This is a genomic window from Paenibacillus larvae subsp. larvae, assembly GCF_002003265.1.
In the GTDB taxonomy this organism is placed as follows: domain Bacteria; phylum Bacillota; class Bacilli; order Paenibacillales; family NBRC-103111; genus Paenibacillus_H; species Paenibacillus_H larvae.
This window is the reverse complement of sequence record NZ_CP019687.1, coordinates 563,765-576,863: the sequence shown is the minus strand read 5'-3', so window position 1 is coordinate 576,863 and position 13,099 is coordinate 563,765. Positions and strand designations below refer to the sequence as shown.

Annotated in this window: 27 protein-coding genes; 4 read left to right on the top strand and 23 right to left on the bottom strand. The window is 42.5% G+C overall.

Annotated elements, in window-relative coordinates; genetic code table 11:
* Positions 1-3 precede the first annotated feature (3 nt).
* The 8 genes from BXP28_RS03190 to BXP28_RS03160 all read right to left on the bottom strand — a co-directional run bounded on the left by BXP28_RS03190 (position 4) and on the right by BXP28_RS03160 (position 3,136).
* Positions 4-336, bottom strand: coding sequence for a hypothetical protein (locus tag BXP28_RS03190; RefSeq protein ID WP_036658651.1), 333 nt, complete (start codon positions 334-336; stop codon positions 4-6).
* Positions 333-722: a hypothetical protein gene (locus BXP28_RS03185; protein WP_036658652.1), complete on the bottom strand. Its 390-nt coding sequence runs from the start codon at positions 720-722 to the stop codon at positions 333-335. The genes BXP28_RS03190 and BXP28_RS03185 overlap by 4 nt, the downstream gene beginning before the upstream one ends.
* An 8-nt stretch (positions 723-730) precedes the next feature.
* Complete coding sequence (gene ssb, locus BXP28_RS03180) at positions 731-1,135, bottom strand: single-stranded DNA-binding protein (RefSeq protein WP_036658655.1); 405 nt, start codon at positions 1,133-1,135, stop codon at positions 731-733.
* Positions 1,125-1,763: an ERF family protein gene (locus BXP28_RS03175; protein WP_023485215.1), complete on the bottom strand. Its 639-nt coding sequence runs from the start codon at positions 1,761-1,763 to the stop codon at positions 1,125-1,127. Before BXP28_RS03175 ends, ssb begins: the two co-directional genes overlap by 11 nt.
* Before the next feature lie 2 nt (positions 1,764-1,765).
* Positions 1,766-2,314, bottom strand: a complete 549-nt coding sequence (locus BXP28_RS03170; protein ID WP_023485214.1) for a host-nuclease inhibitor Gam family protein — start codon at positions 2,312-2,314, stop codon at positions 1,766-1,768.
* Positions 2,311-2,574 (bottom strand): hypothetical protein, encoded by a 264-nt coding sequence (locus BXP28_RS03165; RefSeq protein ID WP_036658656.1) that lies wholly within the window; start codon positions 2,572-2,574, stop codon positions 2,311-2,313. Before BXP28_RS03165 ends, BXP28_RS03170 begins: the two co-directional genes overlap by 4 nt.
* 99 nt (positions 2,575-2,673) lie before the next feature.
* Positions 2,674-2,814 carry a hypothetical protein gene (locus BXP28_RS22430; protein ID WP_155116354.1) on the bottom strand — a complete coding sequence of 47 codons (141 nt, stop codon included), beginning with the start codon at positions 2,812-2,814 and terminating at the stop codon, positions 2,674-2,676.
* On the bottom strand, positions 2,792-3,136 hold the full coding sequence (locus BXP28_RS03160) for a hypothetical protein (RefSeq protein WP_036658659.1): 345 nt from the start codon (positions 3,134-3,136) through the stop codon (positions 2,792-2,794). The genes BXP28_RS22430 and BXP28_RS03160 overlap by 23 nt, the downstream gene beginning before the upstream one ends.
* Before the next feature lie 86 nt (positions 3,137-3,222).
* Between BXP28_RS03160 and BXP28_RS03155 the strand changes: the two genes are divergently transcribed.
* Positions 3,223-3,735, top strand: coding sequence for a hypothetical protein (locus BXP28_RS03155; RefSeq protein ID WP_036658661.1), 513 nt, complete (start codon positions 3,223-3,225; stop codon positions 3,733-3,735).
* On the opposite strand, the gene BXP28_RS03150 is transcribed toward BXP28_RS03155, so the two are convergent.
* From BXP28_RS03150 to BXP28_RS03110, 10 genes are all read right to left on the bottom strand, one after another.
* Positions 3,725-3,982 (bottom strand): hypothetical protein, encoded by a 258-nt coding sequence (locus BXP28_RS03150; protein ID WP_036658663.1) that lies wholly within the window; start codon positions 3,980-3,982, stop codon positions 3,725-3,727. The two genes, BXP28_RS03155 and BXP28_RS03150, sit on opposite strands and share 11 nt — an antisense overlap.
* Complete coding sequence (locus BXP28_RS03145) at positions 3,975-4,550, bottom strand: hypothetical protein (RefSeq protein WP_036658665.1); 576 nt, start codon at positions 4,548-4,550, stop codon at positions 3,975-3,977. The genes BXP28_RS03150 and BXP28_RS03145 overlap by 8 nt, the downstream gene beginning before the upstream one ends.
* Positions 4,547-5,299, bottom strand: a complete 753-nt coding sequence (locus BXP28_RS03140) for a phage antirepressor KilAC domain-containing protein (protein WP_023483806.1) — start codon at positions 5,297-5,299, stop codon at positions 4,547-4,549. Before BXP28_RS03140 ends, BXP28_RS03145 begins: the two co-directional genes overlap by 4 nt.
* 4 nt (positions 5,300-5,303) lie before the next feature.
* Positions 5,304-5,477 carry a hypothetical protein gene (locus BXP28_RS22425; protein WP_155116304.1) on the bottom strand — a complete coding sequence of 58 codons (174 nt, stop codon included), beginning with the start codon at positions 5,475-5,477 and terminating at the stop codon, positions 5,304-5,306.
* Complete coding sequence (locus BXP28_RS03135; RefSeq protein ID WP_036658666.1) at positions 5,461-5,691, bottom strand: hypothetical protein; 231 nt, start codon at positions 5,689-5,691, stop codon at positions 5,461-5,463. Before BXP28_RS03135 ends, BXP28_RS22425 begins: the two co-directional genes overlap by 17 nt.
* A complete protein-coding gene (locus BXP28_RS03130; protein ID WP_036658668.1) occupies positions 5,688-6,065 on the bottom strand; it encodes a hypothetical protein in 378 nt (125 codons plus the stop codon). The genes BXP28_RS03135 and BXP28_RS03130 overlap by 4 nt, the downstream gene beginning before the upstream one ends.
* 6 nt (positions 6,066-6,071) lie before the next feature.
* Entirely contained in the window at positions 6,072-6,275 is a 204-nt protein-coding gene (locus BXP28_RS03125; protein WP_036658670.1) for a hypothetical protein, read from the bottom strand.
* Between the two features lie 20 nt (positions 6,276-6,295).
* Positions 6,296-6,565 carry a DUF7667 family protein gene (locus BXP28_RS03120; RefSeq protein ID WP_036658672.1) on the bottom strand — a complete coding sequence of 90 codons (270 nt, stop codon included), beginning with the start codon at positions 6,563-6,565 and terminating at the stop codon, positions 6,296-6,298.
* Positions 6,566-6,579: 14 nt separating this feature from the next.
* Positions 6,580-6,771 carry a hypothetical protein gene (locus BXP28_RS03115; RefSeq protein WP_144029586.1) on the bottom strand — a complete coding sequence of 64 codons (192 nt, stop codon included), beginning with the start codon at positions 6,769-6,771 and terminating at the stop codon, positions 6,580-6,582.
* A gap of 122 nt (positions 6,772-6,893) precedes the next feature.
* A complete protein-coding gene (locus BXP28_RS03110) occupies positions 6,894-7,073 on the bottom strand; it encodes a helix-turn-helix domain-containing protein (protein ID WP_235430683.1) in 180 nt (59 codons plus the stop codon).
* A gap of 136 nt (positions 7,074-7,209) precedes the next feature.
* Between BXP28_RS03110 and BXP28_RS03105 the strand changes: the two genes are divergently transcribed.
* From BXP28_RS03105 to BXP28_RS23795, 3 genes are read left to right on the top strand one after another with little or no spacing between them, the layout of a single operon-like run.
* Positions 7,210-7,548: a helix-turn-helix domain-containing protein gene (locus BXP28_RS03105; protein ID WP_036658676.1), complete on the top strand. Its 339-nt coding sequence runs from the start codon at positions 7,210-7,212 to the stop codon at positions 7,546-7,548.
* Between the two features lies 1 nt (position 7,549).
* A complete protein-coding gene (locus BXP28_RS03100) occupies positions 7,550-9,232 on the top strand; it encodes a recombinase family protein (RefSeq protein ID WP_023484366.1) in 1,683 nt (560 codons plus the stop codon).
* 23 nt (positions 9,233-9,255) lie between these two features.
* Entirely contained in the window at positions 9,256-9,654 is a 399-nt protein-coding gene (locus tag BXP28_RS23795) for a magnesium chelatase subunit ChlI family protein (RefSeq protein ID WP_023484365.1), read from the top strand.
* Between the two features lie 97 nt (positions 9,655-9,751).
* Here the strand turns inward: BXP28_RS23795 and BXP28_RS03090 are convergent, their stop codons facing one another.
* From BXP28_RS03090 to rnhB, 5 genes are all read right to left on the bottom strand, one after another.
* Positions 9,752-10,156, bottom strand: coding sequence for a YraN family protein (locus BXP28_RS03090; RefSeq protein WP_023484364.1), 405 nt, complete (start codon positions 10,154-10,156; stop codon positions 9,752-9,754).
* A 9-nt stretch (positions 10,157-10,165) separates the two neighbouring features.
* Positions 10,166-10,498 (bottom strand): EscU/YscU/HrcU family type III secretion system export apparatus switch protein, encoded by a 333-nt coding sequence (locus BXP28_RS03085; protein WP_023484363.1) that lies wholly within the window; start codon positions 10,496-10,498, stop codon positions 10,166-10,168.
* Complete coding sequence (locus tag BXP28_RS03080) at positions 10,495-11,238, bottom strand: hypothetical protein (RefSeq protein ID WP_077584882.1); 744 nt, start codon at positions 11,236-11,238, stop codon at positions 10,495-10,497. The genes BXP28_RS03085 and BXP28_RS03080 overlap by 4 nt, the downstream gene beginning before the upstream one ends.
* Before the next feature lie 242 nt (positions 11,239-11,480).
* Positions 11,481-12,305, bottom strand: a complete 825-nt coding sequence (locus BXP28_RS03075; protein ID WP_077584881.1) for a TP0910 N-terminal domain-containing protein — start codon at positions 12,303-12,305, stop codon at positions 11,481-11,483.
* Positions 12,306-12,359: 54 nt separating this feature from the next.
* Complete coding sequence (gene rnhB, locus BXP28_RS03070) at positions 12,360-13,043, bottom strand: ribonuclease HII (protein WP_023484361.1); 684 nt, start codon at positions 13,041-13,043, stop codon at positions 12,360-12,362.
* Between the last annotated feature and the right edge of the window lie 56 nt (positions 13,044-13,099).

Below are 13,099 nucleotides of genomic sequence, written 5' to 3'. Positions count from 1 at the left end.
CAATCATGGCAAATCCTTTATCACAGCCTCTATACAGGCTTTTATGATTCTCTTCGACCGTTCACCTTCGGGTGTCCCGTCTAAAAAAGCGTGACAATCCCGGCACAGGTGTAGGAGATCTGTCACTTTCGTTTTATGAGTTAGCTTTCCTCTGCTTGTAATATGAGCACGGTCTGTGGCTCTTGCTGCGCCGCAACATTCACAAACACCTTGGCTGCGTTCTTTTAGTTTTGCATCGACAGACGGGCTAATCTCGCCCATCTGCTTTTGCGTAAATTTTACTCGTTTACTTTTTACTTGTTCCGATTTTGGGTAAGGTCTGAAAGGTAGATTCATGCCCCACCACCTCCTATGTTTAAATCAATCCGGACTCGTAAGCGAAGCTCATGTAAATGCTCTGTGAGCGAAGTAAATTCATTTCTCCAAAATTGCATCTTCTCATACGCTTCTGCTTCTTGTTCCCGAAGCTCCATAATTGCAAGTTCTGCTGTTGTGACTTTATCCTTTGTATTTGCCGCCTTGACTGCAGCAAAGGTATTTTTACGGCTGGCATAGATGCGTTTATACTGACCGTCCATGTAGGCGGATACCCGGCCCATAAGAGTATGAGCCTGGGTTAGTAACTGTATCTTTCGGATCAATCCGCCAGGTGAATCATCGTCAAATTGTTCCGCCTGCTTCCTATATGTTTTGATGTCGTTTATATATTGCGTAACGTCCATGGCAGCACCTAGAAGGGGAGTTCATCATCTGAAATGTCTAGTGGTGTGCTAGAGTCGTAGAAAGGGTCTTCAGGGCGTTTATTTTCATTTTTACTTGATTCAAGAAAGCGCACATTATCAGCCACAACCTCGGTTACATAGATTCTGCGGCCCTCATTGTTCTCATAATTACGCACCTGGATTCTTCCTTCTACTGCCGTCAAACGGCCTTTGCGAAGGTGATTGGCACAGGCTTCCGCGGTTTGTCTCCACGTCACGATATTAATGAAATCCGTCTCTCGCTCACGCGTTTGCTGGTTCATATACGGACGGTCTACCGCCAGGGTAAACTTGGTGACAGCTACACCGGATGGAGTATATCTTAATTCCGGATCTCTCGTCAGTCTGCCGATTAAAACAACCCTATTCAGCATCCTTTTGTGCTCCCTTCGCTTTTTCTTGTATTTGCTGTGTTAGTATTTTCTCTGAATCTTTTTTATGTTTGGCAACAAATGCTTCTACCCCATCTAAGCTCCCGTATACGGTCGTATATTTAGCTTTTATAACCGGAGTAATGGCCCCTGTCTGTTTCTTCCCGCCGCTCGTAGTATCAGGTTTTCGATCTCCATTATTTCTTTCATCTACGCCAGTATCTCCCTCTGGATCATCCCCAGTTGGTATCATAAAAGCTTTCATTAGAGCATATTTTTGTGCACCAGTTATAGCTTTATAAGTACCCTTATCTCCAGAATCCTGACCTTCACCGAAAGTGCTAAACGTAATTGTTTCACCGCTTTCACCATCCATGAAAGTAAATTCCACCTGAACAGTTGCGATATATTCAATGTATCCTTTTCGGTTTTTATGTTCTCGGATACTTTGCGATTTTACATTAGGGATCATGATTACTTTTCTGCCGGCTAATTCTTCACGTACTTTTTCATTTACATCTGCTTCAGTTGCATATTTGTAATTGTTGAAAGAGTTATAACCAGTTTTTTGGATGTATTTCACAGAATCCATTACCTCTGCAAGCTTCTTAACAAGAGTCATTTCAGCCATGATTAAACCTCCAGTTTGATGACAAGCTCATCAGGCTGTTGCTCCACAGTAATACCTTCTACCGCTTGACCATCTGGATCATAAATAAGTCCATTATTAAGCTTAAATTGCTTTTTGATTGCTACCTTATCAGGCTCTTCCTTGACCCTAACAAACTCAGTTAAATCATTTGATTTGAGGTGATTGATCAATGCCGCGTCATTGTAATGCCATTTAGGCTGCTTCTTCCGGAAGCTAATTGCACCGTAAGGAGTCTTTTCCTTGAACTTCGGATCCTCGTCTCTTTTACGGATTGCGTATTCACTTATCAACCCGCGGAAAAAATCTTCATTGTTTTGAAGGCTTTCTAATTCCTTATTTCTGAAATGCTGCAGGCGTTCAATCTCAACATCTATCAACTCATTAACTTCTAATTTCTTGGCCTGAAGTGCCGCCATTTTGCGCAGCACCCAAGATAAGGACTGGACATCCTTCACCTCAAACCTTTGTCTTGATTCTTCCGTTAACTCTTCTACCTCTTGAATTTCATGAAGTTGTAATGCATTAATCATGCCGTTTCCTCCTCAATAGCTTTTATAATTTCATGGTTCAATAATTGCTGTTGCTCTGATTTATTTACATCCTGCAGATATTCCCTATGCTCCAGAACAAGTTTAAGCATTCCGAGGTGAACGGTTGCCACATGAACCACACCGCAAAACATATTCAGGATTTCTATGTGATTGTGGCCTGTCTCCCGATAAGCTAGTTTTTCATCTGGTTCCCAATCCTTGACGACAATGTATTCTTTTCCGTCGTAGAGAAGAGTCATGGGTACCTCCTTGATCATTTTTGATGTATTGTGCTATCATGACCGTAATGTTAGTTTTTCAAGTAGGGCAATTGTTGTGCCATCAACAATTGTCCTTTTTTATTGAGCATCTGGAATCCCGTACTTCCGTCTTATTTCTTGTAGCTCTTCATGCAACATTTCTACTTCTGCAGGATCTTCTGAAAACAGATATTTTTCATAGACACTCATGTAAAGATCATAAATTCCTTGACCGGTCATATATTACACCTCCTTGATCCAGTCGAGCTTTCCATTTCCCTGTTTGAACCTCATTTACAAATTGTTCAAAACCTATTCGATGTTTCAGCCAAACATTGAAAATGACATAATAGTTCCCTAAACGTTCAAGAGATTCATCTGATATTCGAACAACTGCCACCTTAGCATCATCTAAAATTCGTTGGGCAGTCGTCCGAATTGTTTCCTGCGCTCTGCAATCGGCTACCATGCGGAGTACTTCCCGGCCCTTTAATAAACCAGTAGCATACACAACACCAGTTTTCTTTCCTGTCTCTTTGAAGAGTGTTTCTGATAGAGTCATATCCATTCCCCTTTCAAATATTTTCCTTTCTGATAGAATGGAAGTTGTCGAGACTTATCATTCTATGTAGAAAGGAAAGTATAAACATGTATACAATCCAACAATTACAAGCTCTAGATTTTTTGGTTAAGTCTATTACCAAAACAAATGGATACGCCTTGTATCAAAGAAATTTGAAACTCGTGATTGAACTCAATAATTCGTATTGGTACGGCGATTTTGTTGAAATGGAGAATAGACAGGTGCGACAACTGTACATTGATCATCTTGGTGATATTGAATGTGACTCTTACCATGCCCGCGATGGAAACAAACCAACAACTATACTCAAACAAATTTCAGAAACTTTCGATAAAACCCTCGAAGGGTTACCAAAAAGTAATTTTGGCCGTAATCCATTTACCAAACTTGATAACTTACCTTTGTTCTTTGAAACAATAGTTAAAGTACTAAGTGAAGCAAAAATAACTGAGGTACCGACTCCATTCCGCCCTTATTTACTCAATGCTCACACAATAGATGGTAAGTTTCATTTGCCATTTATTGATCTCGAGAACGAGAGGATAAAATTAGTTTCAATAATCGATATTACTGATTAATTCTTTTGTAATACCTTCTAATCTCATCAAATATTTCTTTTTCTTTTTCAACTTCTGATTTTGATTCACAATCAAGAATTTGGGAGATTCGTTTTTTCAAGTGGAAAGACGGATCTCTTTCTATTTCTCTTTGTGGCAAGATCTGAAATGCCCAATTTACCCAATCAAGAAATTCATATTTATTCATTTCCTCTATTTCTTGTGAGTTTGGTAAAACGGGTTCAAGTTCTCTTCCGTGTTTATTCATGTGTATATTCTCCTTTCCATGTCTGAGTTGATTTATTGATTTGATTCCCCAAGTCATCTACTTTTTTACTCAAATGGTTGATTAACGTAGACAGAGAATGAACGTCTCGTTGCAGGTCAATCAGCCTTTTTGTTTGTGAGAGCAATTCTTTCCCCGCCCAGCTATTGGGTTCTACGATTACCGTTTCTATTGATTCATGTTCTTTGAATACTTGTTCCATTGTTTTCACGGCATTTTCATTACCTTCAAATATTTCTTGAAGTTCTTTTTTCTCTAACTGCGCGCGTTCTCTTGGTTGATTGGATTCCCACATTTTTTCTATTTGATTGATTAACTCTGAAGGGCTAATGTCCCCTTTAATCAAAAATGTAGGTTTGATGGTTTTCGTTGCAGCAGTAGCCTTCTTTTCGTGAAAATAATTTTTAATTTCTAAAATCCGAATTGTTGCTTCAGTGGGACCAATAATACTCTTTTTTAAATCAATGCATACGTCCAGGATTGCGCGAAACAAGTCCATTTCATCTTCTAATGGGTTATTAGCAGTGATATATCCTTCGATTTTTTTCATGCTGTTTCTCCTTGTTTGAATTTATTTACAAAGTAAACTTGCCCCTTACCCGTAACTTTTGTAGTTTTGGTTATCCTCGTACTTCCGTCTGGATTAGCAATAGTCCTAGTTTTGATTTCAAACAATCCAAGTTCCATTGATTTTTGCGTCGGAAGATTTCGGTAATCTCCTTTCCTTCCCAGGTATCCCTCTGCGCGGAGCCAATTGAAGAGTCTGTTCTGCCCTACATTGATGCCGTTTTGCTTAAGTAGTTTTGCAAGTTCACCTATAAGGATGGAACTTTTTGAAGTCTCAAGCGCTTCAGCAAAGATTACCTTTGGTCTATCCTGTTCAATTTGCGATTCCAGCAACTTTCTAGCTTCTCTTTCTTCCTTTAGCTTTGTCGCCGCTTGTATGAGAAAGTCAGGATTGTCCAGTAGCTCGTCAGTCGCATACATTCCTGTTTTGCGGATAGCCGGGAGAACTTCGTGTGTAACCCAGCGCTTAAACTGTTTTGCTTCGGGTTTACGGCTGGTTAAGATGAGAGAATACAATCCGGGCTCATTTACAAACCAAACATTCCGATTCTGACCTGATACAAACAATGTTTGGGTCAGCTTTTCGTCCTCATCCAACCTCTTAACTGCCATGGATACATCTGAGTGATCGAGAACCGAACAAATATCTTTCGCTAACCACCACGGCTGTCCGTCTTTCATAATCACGCGAACGTCTTTTCCGGTGAAGTTAAACACTTGTAATTGATTCATTCGCCTACTCCTTTCTTTTCACGTAGCCTTTTTGTATCCATTCCGGGCGTGGGTAATATTCTTCATTCCCTTCAATCAGGAATCCTATAGGTACCTTTTCCCCTGCCTTTCTATCCGGCATCTTGGACTCAGCTTTTTCTGTCCATACCCACGGGTTCGGTTTAGCTTTTTGGTTCATTTTCGTTCTCCTTTAGCTGTTCTTCGCAAAATTTTATGCTGTCTTCGAGTTTCCTTTTTATTAGCGCCCGTAGCTCACTGTCTATGGTGATATCCATAAAAACCATCGTTTCATCTTGAGTCCACACATAGAGCCATCCGTGATAACTGTTGATTTTATTAAGCTGTGACTTAAGTTGTTCGAGATGTCTTTTTATAGATTCTATTTCATTCATTTTCTTGCTCCCTCCTCTGATTTTGGCGTAATGATATCAAGGGCATATTCAATTTTGTCTACATCCGTTTCTAATTGTTTTAGCTCAGCTTTGATATGCTGTATTTTGGTTTCAAACTCATATTTCTTTATTAGAAGTAACAGGTGGGGATCCGTCACAGTTTCGAGATGTTCTTCTTCGCGCAAGTGTATTCTCCTATTGCCAGATACCGTATTTTTTACCTTGTCAATGTCTAGGTAGCAGATGTCATATCTCCACTTTCCATATTTTTCCGGAAACGTCTTGCTTACTATTTCTACAATTTTTTGTCCTCCCTGTAGCATTGCGAAATCGCCTACTTTAAACTTGCTATTTGGCTTGCTTTTTTGATTCATTCACCTTCAGCTCCTTATTTGATTTGGTAAAGCTAAACCGTACTTGGACTCATCAAGGAGTGTTATATAGGTGGTACCACGGCGCTTCCAAAGCCCAACCACCTTGTATATACGATCATTTTCAAATCCGATAAGATGCGTTCCCTTTTTCGGGTCCCAGGTGCCTCCACCGCTAAGCAGCCGCACCGTATCCCCTGGATTAATATTCATTGACTTCAGCTCCTTTTTGGTTATTTCGAAAATGACGCTTCCAATTGTTTGATCTTTTCGTCCAGTTCTTCCTTCCACTCTTCATCATTCGCAAGATGGGCTACAAAAGTGAGTTGTTTGAGTTCATCTAACTTATAAACCAGATCAGCGTTTTGTTTTAAACATTGCCATAACTCTCCAAACTCCGACTTAGAGTGATTTTCGAACAGAGCGAATAGATTGCTATGTTTCATACAAAGTTCAGCCAGCCTTCGGTGTACGGGGTGTATGCCAATTTTAATTTCTGACATATCAGAGCTCCTTTCTAAGCCTTATCCCTCACTATTTTCAAAGCCTCAACCATTTTTCCCCGATCAGGTGAGTATGTCGCGACAAACTCCAATCCTTTTGGTGTAGAAACATTAATAGTTCCAGGAGTTTTGCCTAATTTAACTGAGGCAATGGCCTTAACAAGTGCCTCGGGTACTCTTTTCTTGCATTCAATCGTATGATCCATTCCCATTAACTCCCTCCGAATGAGCTTTTAAATAACACAATGATATTCACAATATCATTTTTGGTAAAAAAAATATCATTCTATATAATGTGATATTGACAATATCACATAGACAAGGTATACTATCTTTGTCGAGATGTAGTATACCGAAAAATATCCGGAAAAAGTTCTTGCGGGTTCTTTCCATAAAGTTCACAAAATCTTTGTAAAACGAGAACACTTGGGTTAACGGAACCATCTTCTAATTTTCTAAGGTGTATTTGTGAGATGCCTAGTTTATTCGCTGCCGCAGGTCTAGGCAACCCTAGCGACTCCCTGCAAGCACGAAGATATTTTCGTTTCAAGTTATCACCTCCTATGTGTTTGATTATAAGCGATATTTGTAATATCGTCAATATATTTTAAATATCTTTTTTTAAAAAAAAGGAGGCGTTCTGAATGAATGTTGGAGATAGGATTAAGGATCTTCGGATTAAGAAGAAATTGACCCAAAGTGATATGGCCAAAAAAATTGGTACTGGTAGAGCAAATTATGCACACATGGAAAACAACAGGGTGGAGATAAAACATGAATTCCTTCAAGCAATTGCAAAAGAATTAGATGTAAGCACTGATTACCTCCTAGGCAATTCGAATTCTACAGTGTCTGATGCACACGACCTAAAAAAGTTCCTAGATCAAAACATGATATTATTTGACGGTATTCCACTGACTGAGGAAGAGATATCTAGGATTAAAGGATATCTTGATGCACTGATTTCTAGGGGAGGTAAGTAAGATGTTCTCTAATTCCCTTGAGGATTTCTTTGGTCCGGAAGTTGACATTTATGCAAGGGTATCTTCAGAGGATCAGCAAGAAAGAGAAACCATCGAAAATCAAATTGAATACGCCACAAAGTATTGTGAACTAAATAAACTTACTATTAGAGAATGGTATCTTGATGACGGAATAACAGGCACCATCCCTCTCCGTGATCGACCTGCAGGAGCAAAATTGATTAAGGATGCCCAAGAAGGGAAATCAAAAAAGATACTCATCTTTAATATGAAAAGGCTCGGAAGAGTTGCTAGGGTGACATTAGATGCTGTTTACGAACTAGAAAAACATGGGGCCAAAATTAAAAGTATGACTGAACCGTTTGATACTTCCACTCCCGCGGGGCGTTTTATACTTACCGTTTTAGCAGGCCAAGCTGAATTAGACCGCGATACAATGCTTGAAACAATGTGGCATGGTGCTAATAGGGCAGCAAGGAAAGGAAAATGGCTAGGCGGTATCGTTCCTTATGGATATAAGAAAAACCATGATGGGTTTCTGGAGATCAATTGCGATCCCTTGCCAGGCAAAGAGGATATGTCAGAAGCATCAGTCATTGAACTTTTGTACCATCTATGTGTAAACGGAAAAATGTCTACAATACAAATCGCTGATTACTTAAATGCTTTGGGAATTCCTCCGTCATACGTAAAAGATAATAGATCAATCAAAAGAGGACGCAGGAAAGAAAAAACTGCGGGGGTTTGGAGGCCTGCTCGAGTTGGCAACATGATAAAAAACTCCACTTATCGAGGTATACATGTATATGGCAAAAGATCGAACAAGGATAGAGAACTAATAGAAAGAAAAGTACCTGCTATCATCAGCGAGGAAATGTGGCACCAGGCTCAAATTATTCTTAAAGCAAATCAAATTGAAGCAGTGAAAAACACTAAGAGGCAATACCTCTTAAGGGGCCTAATAAAATGTGGTTGCTGCGGTTTGAATTATCACGGTACTGCTTATAGATCTTCCCCATTTTATGTATGTAATGGGAAAACCGCTTACGCGGGGCCATTGATGGGAAAGTGTAAATCTCGGAACATACCTGCACCGTGGGTTGAAAACTTGGTCTGGGAACAATGTGTTAATTTCATTAACAATCCTGGTGACACTGTTAAGGAATTAGTTAATGTCGATGAAAAAGTATTAGATCATACAGCTGCTTACATCGATGAAAAGGAGTTAGTACAAAAGTCACTTTTGAATAAAGATGACGAGAGACAGAGTATTTTAGAGCTTTACAGAAAAAAAATGATATCATCAAATGATGTTGAAATACAACTCACAGAAATAACAAATGAAAAAAAAGAACTTGAAGACAGACTCCGTGAATTGAATATCCTCATTGAGGGAAACGCAAGAAAAGAAAAACGGACAGATGATGTATTCCAAATTCTTGACGGACTTCGCGAAGTGATAAAAGAAGAACTTCCTTTTGAAACAAAAAGGGCTATCGTAAAAGCTCTAGTTAAAAAAATTATTGTCCATACCCACTTTGAGGATGGTGTTAAGAGGTTTCATAACGCCTCAGTTCACGCCGAGTTTTCTTTTGATGGAATCAAGGTTATTAACGGAACTCCTGTCCCTGTGGTTATCTTTCCGCTGAGCATGAAACACAAGGCTGTACCTGTACTCCATTGAAAATTCAACATTACCGGTCGAAGATGTCCGGACCGCTAATGGACCGGATTGATTTGCATGTGGAAGTTCCGCGTGTCAATTTTCAACTATTATCCTCCAAAACGGAAAGTCTTTCCTCTGCCCAGATGAGAGAACAGGTGGAATTTGCTCTTCAACTCCAAAAACGCCGCTATGCACATTTCCCCATCACTTTCAATAGTGAGCTGCAAGGGAAACAGCTTCGTTCCTGCTGCGAATTAAGCGGGGGAGCTTTGGGACTGCTGCAGCGTGCCTTTGCTGCCCTTAGGCTTAGTGCAAGAGCATACGACCGGATTCTTCGGATTTCCCGAACCATTGCGGACCTGGAAGGTTCAGAGACTATTCAGACTGAGCATGTGGCAGAAGCGGTCCAATACCGGAATCTCGATCAGAAACAGATGTGATTTTTTATAAAAAGCCCGCGGGGTCCTTTTAACAAGGAACCCCCCGGGCTTGTCTAAGCATAACTTTACTTTCCTTTTAATCAGAAACTTCTCTTACTTAAAAAGCGGCCTTGATATGATGAATCACCGGGTCTTCTTTTTCTGGAAAAAACTCCACAGTTACGACATCAAACCTGATGGTATATCTGTTAAATGGAGGATGAACATAGACATAATAAAGAGCAGTTTGTCTTATTTGCTGCTGTTTTCTCCTGTTTATGGATTCAGCTGCCGAACCGAACTTGCCCGTCACCCTTCGCGAGCGGACTTCTGTAAAAATCAGACATCTTGGTTCCTCAAGCAAAATAATATCAACCTCACCTGTCCGGCATCTCCAGTTTTGGGACAATATCTGAAAGCCTTTTTCTTTAAGATAACGGACCGCTATCTCTTCTCCTCTTTTACCTAACGCTTTTCGGCCGTCTAATTTCTTGGTTTCTCTTTGGAACTCGTCAGAATTCATTTGTATGAATTAGTCCTCCACTTGCTGTGACTTCCGGATCTCGCCCATCCGGTTATCGGACCGGTAAATAAAGGTCAAAATTTCGGCTACAAGCTGATAAAGTTCAGGAGGAATCTCCTGATCCAAATCAAGTTTGGACAGCACTTCTACGAGAGAGGGATCCTCCTGCACAGGAATGCCGTGTTCTTCTGCCTTACTTAATATATCCTCCGCAATCTTCCCCGTCCCCTTAGCTATTACAACCGGAGCTTGGCCCTGGCCTGGATTATATTTTAAGGCAACTGCTTTTTTCAATGAATTTCCCGGCCTTCCCTCCTGACCGTTATGAGCCGCTTTAGTCATATGCGGTAATCCACTCCTTTGCGTACTCCGCCTTCATACCACTCCGTCATACGTACAGCTGCCGTCTCTGATTGAGCCCCATTCTGAGTGGTCATAACCGGAAACGGATCACACTTCATAGAAATAAACTGGTATCCGAGTTTATCCAGTGCTTCTGCTATCTCGCCTTTTTGACTGTCCAAAAGTGCGCCGAGCTCAGGAAAATCATTGCGAATATTCAGGCTCACTATACGGTTGACAATTTGTACATCAACCAGTGTATCCCCCAGTGTATGTAGTTGAAGGTCAAATAAAAGCCGGCAGTTATCCATGTCCAGTTCCCCTTTGGCCCCTTTGCGGGTTTGTACATGTACAGCCGCAGACCGGCTCCCGTCCTGATTCTGAAAGGGCACGAACAAGGTCAAGTGGGTAAACGGTGATTGGCGGTCTGCCGTCAGCAAAAGCTGCTGGCCGGTTATATGCTGGATAGTTTGCTGAGCGGCCTCTTTGACTACAGGAGGCAAATCATCAGTCGCTGTAGCTTGCAAAAGCAAGCCTTTCAGCGTCTCGGTCGCGCGGGCAGCTTGATGTTCCGCTCCTCCGGGGAGCGGGGCTGTCTCCCCGTGCACGCCCATGAGCATCTTCCCAAGGTGATGCTCATGATCGATACCAAGCGCCTGAAGCAGGCGCTTGATGCCTTCGCCCTCCTCCGCGCCGGCGGGCATTGTTTCAGCCGCGGCCTGGGTGGCCTGCGGCGGCATTTGCCGGACCGCGGATTCCGGTCCGGGCCGGTGGCCTGCGGCGGGCGGCTCTGCCGGTCCTGCCGCTTGAGTCGGGCGCGAATCAATACGCGCCTGAGCCTCTGCCGCCCCCGCAGGGTTAGGAACGGTAGAGGACGGCGGAGCGGCCCCATCCCTTGGGGCTGTACCGCCGGCCTGCAGCGCTGTCCCTGTAAATGCGGGAGCAGCTTTAGACGCAGCCGGTTGAAACGACTGCAGCCCGGCTATGGCCTGGCGGACTTGCTGAAGGAGGGCTGTGGCTTTATCCGGCGATCCCCCCCGTTAGCTGCCGCCGGCGATATTGAAGAAGGCTGGCTCATTTCAGTTTGAGATTGTTTATTCGCAGCTGCGTTCTGAGTGCTGTTTAACAAAGGCTTTCCTTCAACCGGAACTTGTGCTGAAGAACTCCCCCCATTGGATACAGGAGACTGATTCGGTTGGGGATTCAGCGGGGAACGGGCAAGCCATTCGCTCAATCCGGTTTCCAGCTTCTGCAAGAGAGAAAGGATAGATTGTCCAAACAGTACCTGATGCAGCGGCTTGACTGTTTCTCCAGACAAAGGCAGCTGCTTATTTACTGCAATAGAGGCCGCCTGGCTCCATTCCTGTAAAGGAATGTTTCTTGCTTTTCCCTTAAGAACGTCTGTGAACCGGGATACGTTCTCCTGTGTAAACGATAGCCCTGCCTGCTTCATACCAAGCAGCAGCGCCCGGTTTTCCTCCGTATCTTTCAAACCAAGCTGTTTCAACAGTTCCCCGAACATCGAATCTGTCAAAGCAGTCAGGACAGGTCCAGTAATAGGTTTCATGACTACGGTCCCGTCTTTCATTCCCGGCTGAACCTGGAGCAGGGTGGACTCCCCTTGGGTTAAGGGGGTCTCCAGTTTCGCTCTAAGCTGAACTCCGTTAATGGACAATATTGCATCCTGAGCATCCAGCAGTTCTAATACAACACCCCTTACGACTTGGCCTGTTTTCAGTTCGACTGTTTTGGCTTCACTGCCCCGCATATCGCCAAGTGCAGCTCTTACTAATCCGCTTATATTCATGCATTCACCCTACTTTCCGATCCTATGTATCCTTTTTATCGGTTATAAGCCAGCTTAAAATAACGTCTGTTGCTCCATTAGAATATTGCGCAAAAACAAAGACCGGTGAAGCGGGGTTGGCCCAAGCAGGCGGATTTGCTCCCGATGCTCTTTTGTAGCATACCCTTTATGACCGGCAATTCCGTATCCGGGGTATAGCCCGTCCCATTCAGCGCAAAGCCGGTCTCTCGTTACTTTTGCAACGATGGAGGCCGCGGCAATAGATTGGGACAACTCATCTCCATGAATGACAGCTTCCTGGGGGAAGGAAAGATCTACTTTCTCCGCATCAATAAGCAGGTAATCAGGGGCTAAAGCAAGTTCTTCCACTGCTAATTTCATAGCCAGTCTTGCAGCCTGTTTGATATTGATTCTTTCAATCGTTTGCACATCCACTCTCCCTATACCAACTGCCACTGCTTCATTCATAATCGTTTCAAAGAGAGCTTCCCGTTTTTTTTCTGTTAATTTCTTGGAATCATTGATTTCCTCTATATATGAATCTGCAGGCAAAATGACAGCCGCTGCCACCACATCTCCAAACAGACAGCCTCTACCGACTTCATCTATGCCGGCTATGGCAGTGTACCCGGCTGCCCACAGCTCTTTTTCCTTTTGCAATAAATCAGGAGTTTCCGCCTTTTTTCTTTTTTCTTTTCTTTTAAGCTTTGCGGAACTGCTCGTTTTATTTTCTTTCATGACCTCTCCTCCATCTTCCTATTATAACGGAGGCTATGTTCAGCATCTAGCTATTT

Coding starts and splice junctions, on each gene's coding strand:
- BXP28_RS03190 (WP_036658651.1), bottom strand. CDS start 336: ATGAATCTACCTTTCAGACCTTACCCAAAATCGGAACAAGTAAAAAGT.
- BXP28_RS03185 (WP_036658652.1), bottom strand. CDS start 722: ATGGACGTTACGCAATATATAAACGACATCAAAACATATAGGAAGCAG.
- ssb (WP_036658655.1), bottom strand. CDS start 1,135: ATGCTGAATAGGGTTGTTTTAATCGGCAGACTGACGAGAGATCCGGAA.
- BXP28_RS03175 (WP_023485215.1), bottom strand. CDS start 1,763: ATGGCTGAAATGACTCTTGTTAAGAAGCTTGCAGAGGTAATGGATTCT.
- BXP28_RS03170 (WP_023485214.1), bottom strand. CDS start 2,314: ATGATTAATGCATTACAACTTCATGAAATTCAAGAGGTAGAAGAGTTA.
- BXP28_RS03165 (WP_036658656.1), bottom strand. CDS start 2,574: ATGACTCTTCTCTACGACGGAAAAGAATACATTGTCGTCAAGGATTGG.
- BXP28_RS22430 (WP_155116354.1), bottom strand. CDS start 2,814: ATGACCGGTCAAGGAATTTATGATCTTTACATGAGTGTCTATGAAAAA.
- BXP28_RS03160 (WP_036658659.1), bottom strand. CDS start 3,136: ATGACTCTATCAGAAACACTCTTCAAAGAGACAGGAAAGAAAACTGGT.
- BXP28_RS03155 (WP_036658661.1), top strand. CDS start 3,223: ATGTATACAATCCAACAATTACAAGCTCTAGATTTTTTGGTTAAGTCT.
- BXP28_RS03150 (WP_036658663.1), bottom strand. CDS start 3,982: ATGAATAAACACGGAAGAGAACTTGAACCCGTTTTACCAAACTCACAA.
- BXP28_RS03145 (WP_036658665.1), bottom strand. CDS start 4,550: ATGAAAAAAATCGAAGGATATATCACTGCTAATAACCCATTAGAAGAT.
- BXP28_RS03140 (WP_023483806.1), bottom strand. CDS start 5,299: ATGAATCAATTACAAGTGTTTAACTTCACCGGAAAAGACGTTCGCGTG.
- BXP28_RS22425 (WP_155116304.1), bottom strand. CDS start 5,477: ATGAACCAAAAAGCTAAACCGAACCCGTGGGTATGGACAGAAAAAGCT.
- BXP28_RS03135 (WP_036658666.1), bottom strand. CDS start 5,691: ATGAATGAAATAGAATCTATAAAAAGACATCTCGAACAACTTAAGTCA.
- BXP28_RS03130 (WP_036658668.1), bottom strand. CDS start 6,065: ATGAATCAAAAAAGCAAGCCAAATAGCAAGTTTAAAGTAGGCGATTTC.
- BXP28_RS03125 (WP_036658670.1), bottom strand. CDS start 6,275: ATGAATATTAATCCAGGGGATACGGTGCGGCTGCTTAGCGGTGGAGGC.
- BXP28_RS03120 (WP_036658672.1), bottom strand. CDS start 6,565: ATGTCAGAAATTAAAATTGGCATACACCCCGTACACCGAAGGCTGGCT.
- BXP28_RS03115 (WP_144029586.1), bottom strand. CDS start 6,771: ATGGATCATACGATTGAATGCAAGAAAAGAGTACCCGAGGCACTTGTT.
- BXP28_RS03105 (WP_036658676.1), top strand. CDS start 7,210: ATGAATGTTGGAGATAGGATTAAGGATCTTCGGATTAAGAAGAAATTG.
- BXP28_RS03100 (WP_023484366.1), top strand. CDS start 7,550: ATGTTCTCTAATTCCCTTGAGGATTTCTTTGGTCCGGAAGTTGACATT.
- BXP28_RS23795 (WP_023484365.1), top strand. CDS start 9,256: ATGTCCGGACCGCTAATGGACCGGATTGATTTGCATGTGGAAGTTCCG.
- BXP28_RS03090 (WP_023484364.1), bottom strand. CDS start 10,156: ATGAATTCTGACGAGTTCCAAAGAGAAACCAAGAAATTAGACGGCCGA.
- BXP28_RS03085 (WP_023484363.1), bottom strand. CDS start 10,498: ATGACTAAAGCGGCTCATAACGGTCAGGAGGGAAGGCCGGGAAATTCA.
- BXP28_RS03080 (WP_077584882.1), bottom strand. CDS start 11,238: ATGCCGCCGCAGGCCACCCAGGCCGCGGCTGAAACAATGCCCGCCGGC.
- BXP28_RS03075 (WP_077584881.1), bottom strand. CDS start 12,305: ATGAATATAAGCGGATTAGTAAGAGCTGCACTTGGCGATATGCGGGGC.
- rnhB (WP_023484361.1), bottom strand. CDS start 13,043: ATGAAAGAAAATAAAACGAGCAGTTCCGCAAAGCTTAAAAGAAAAGAA.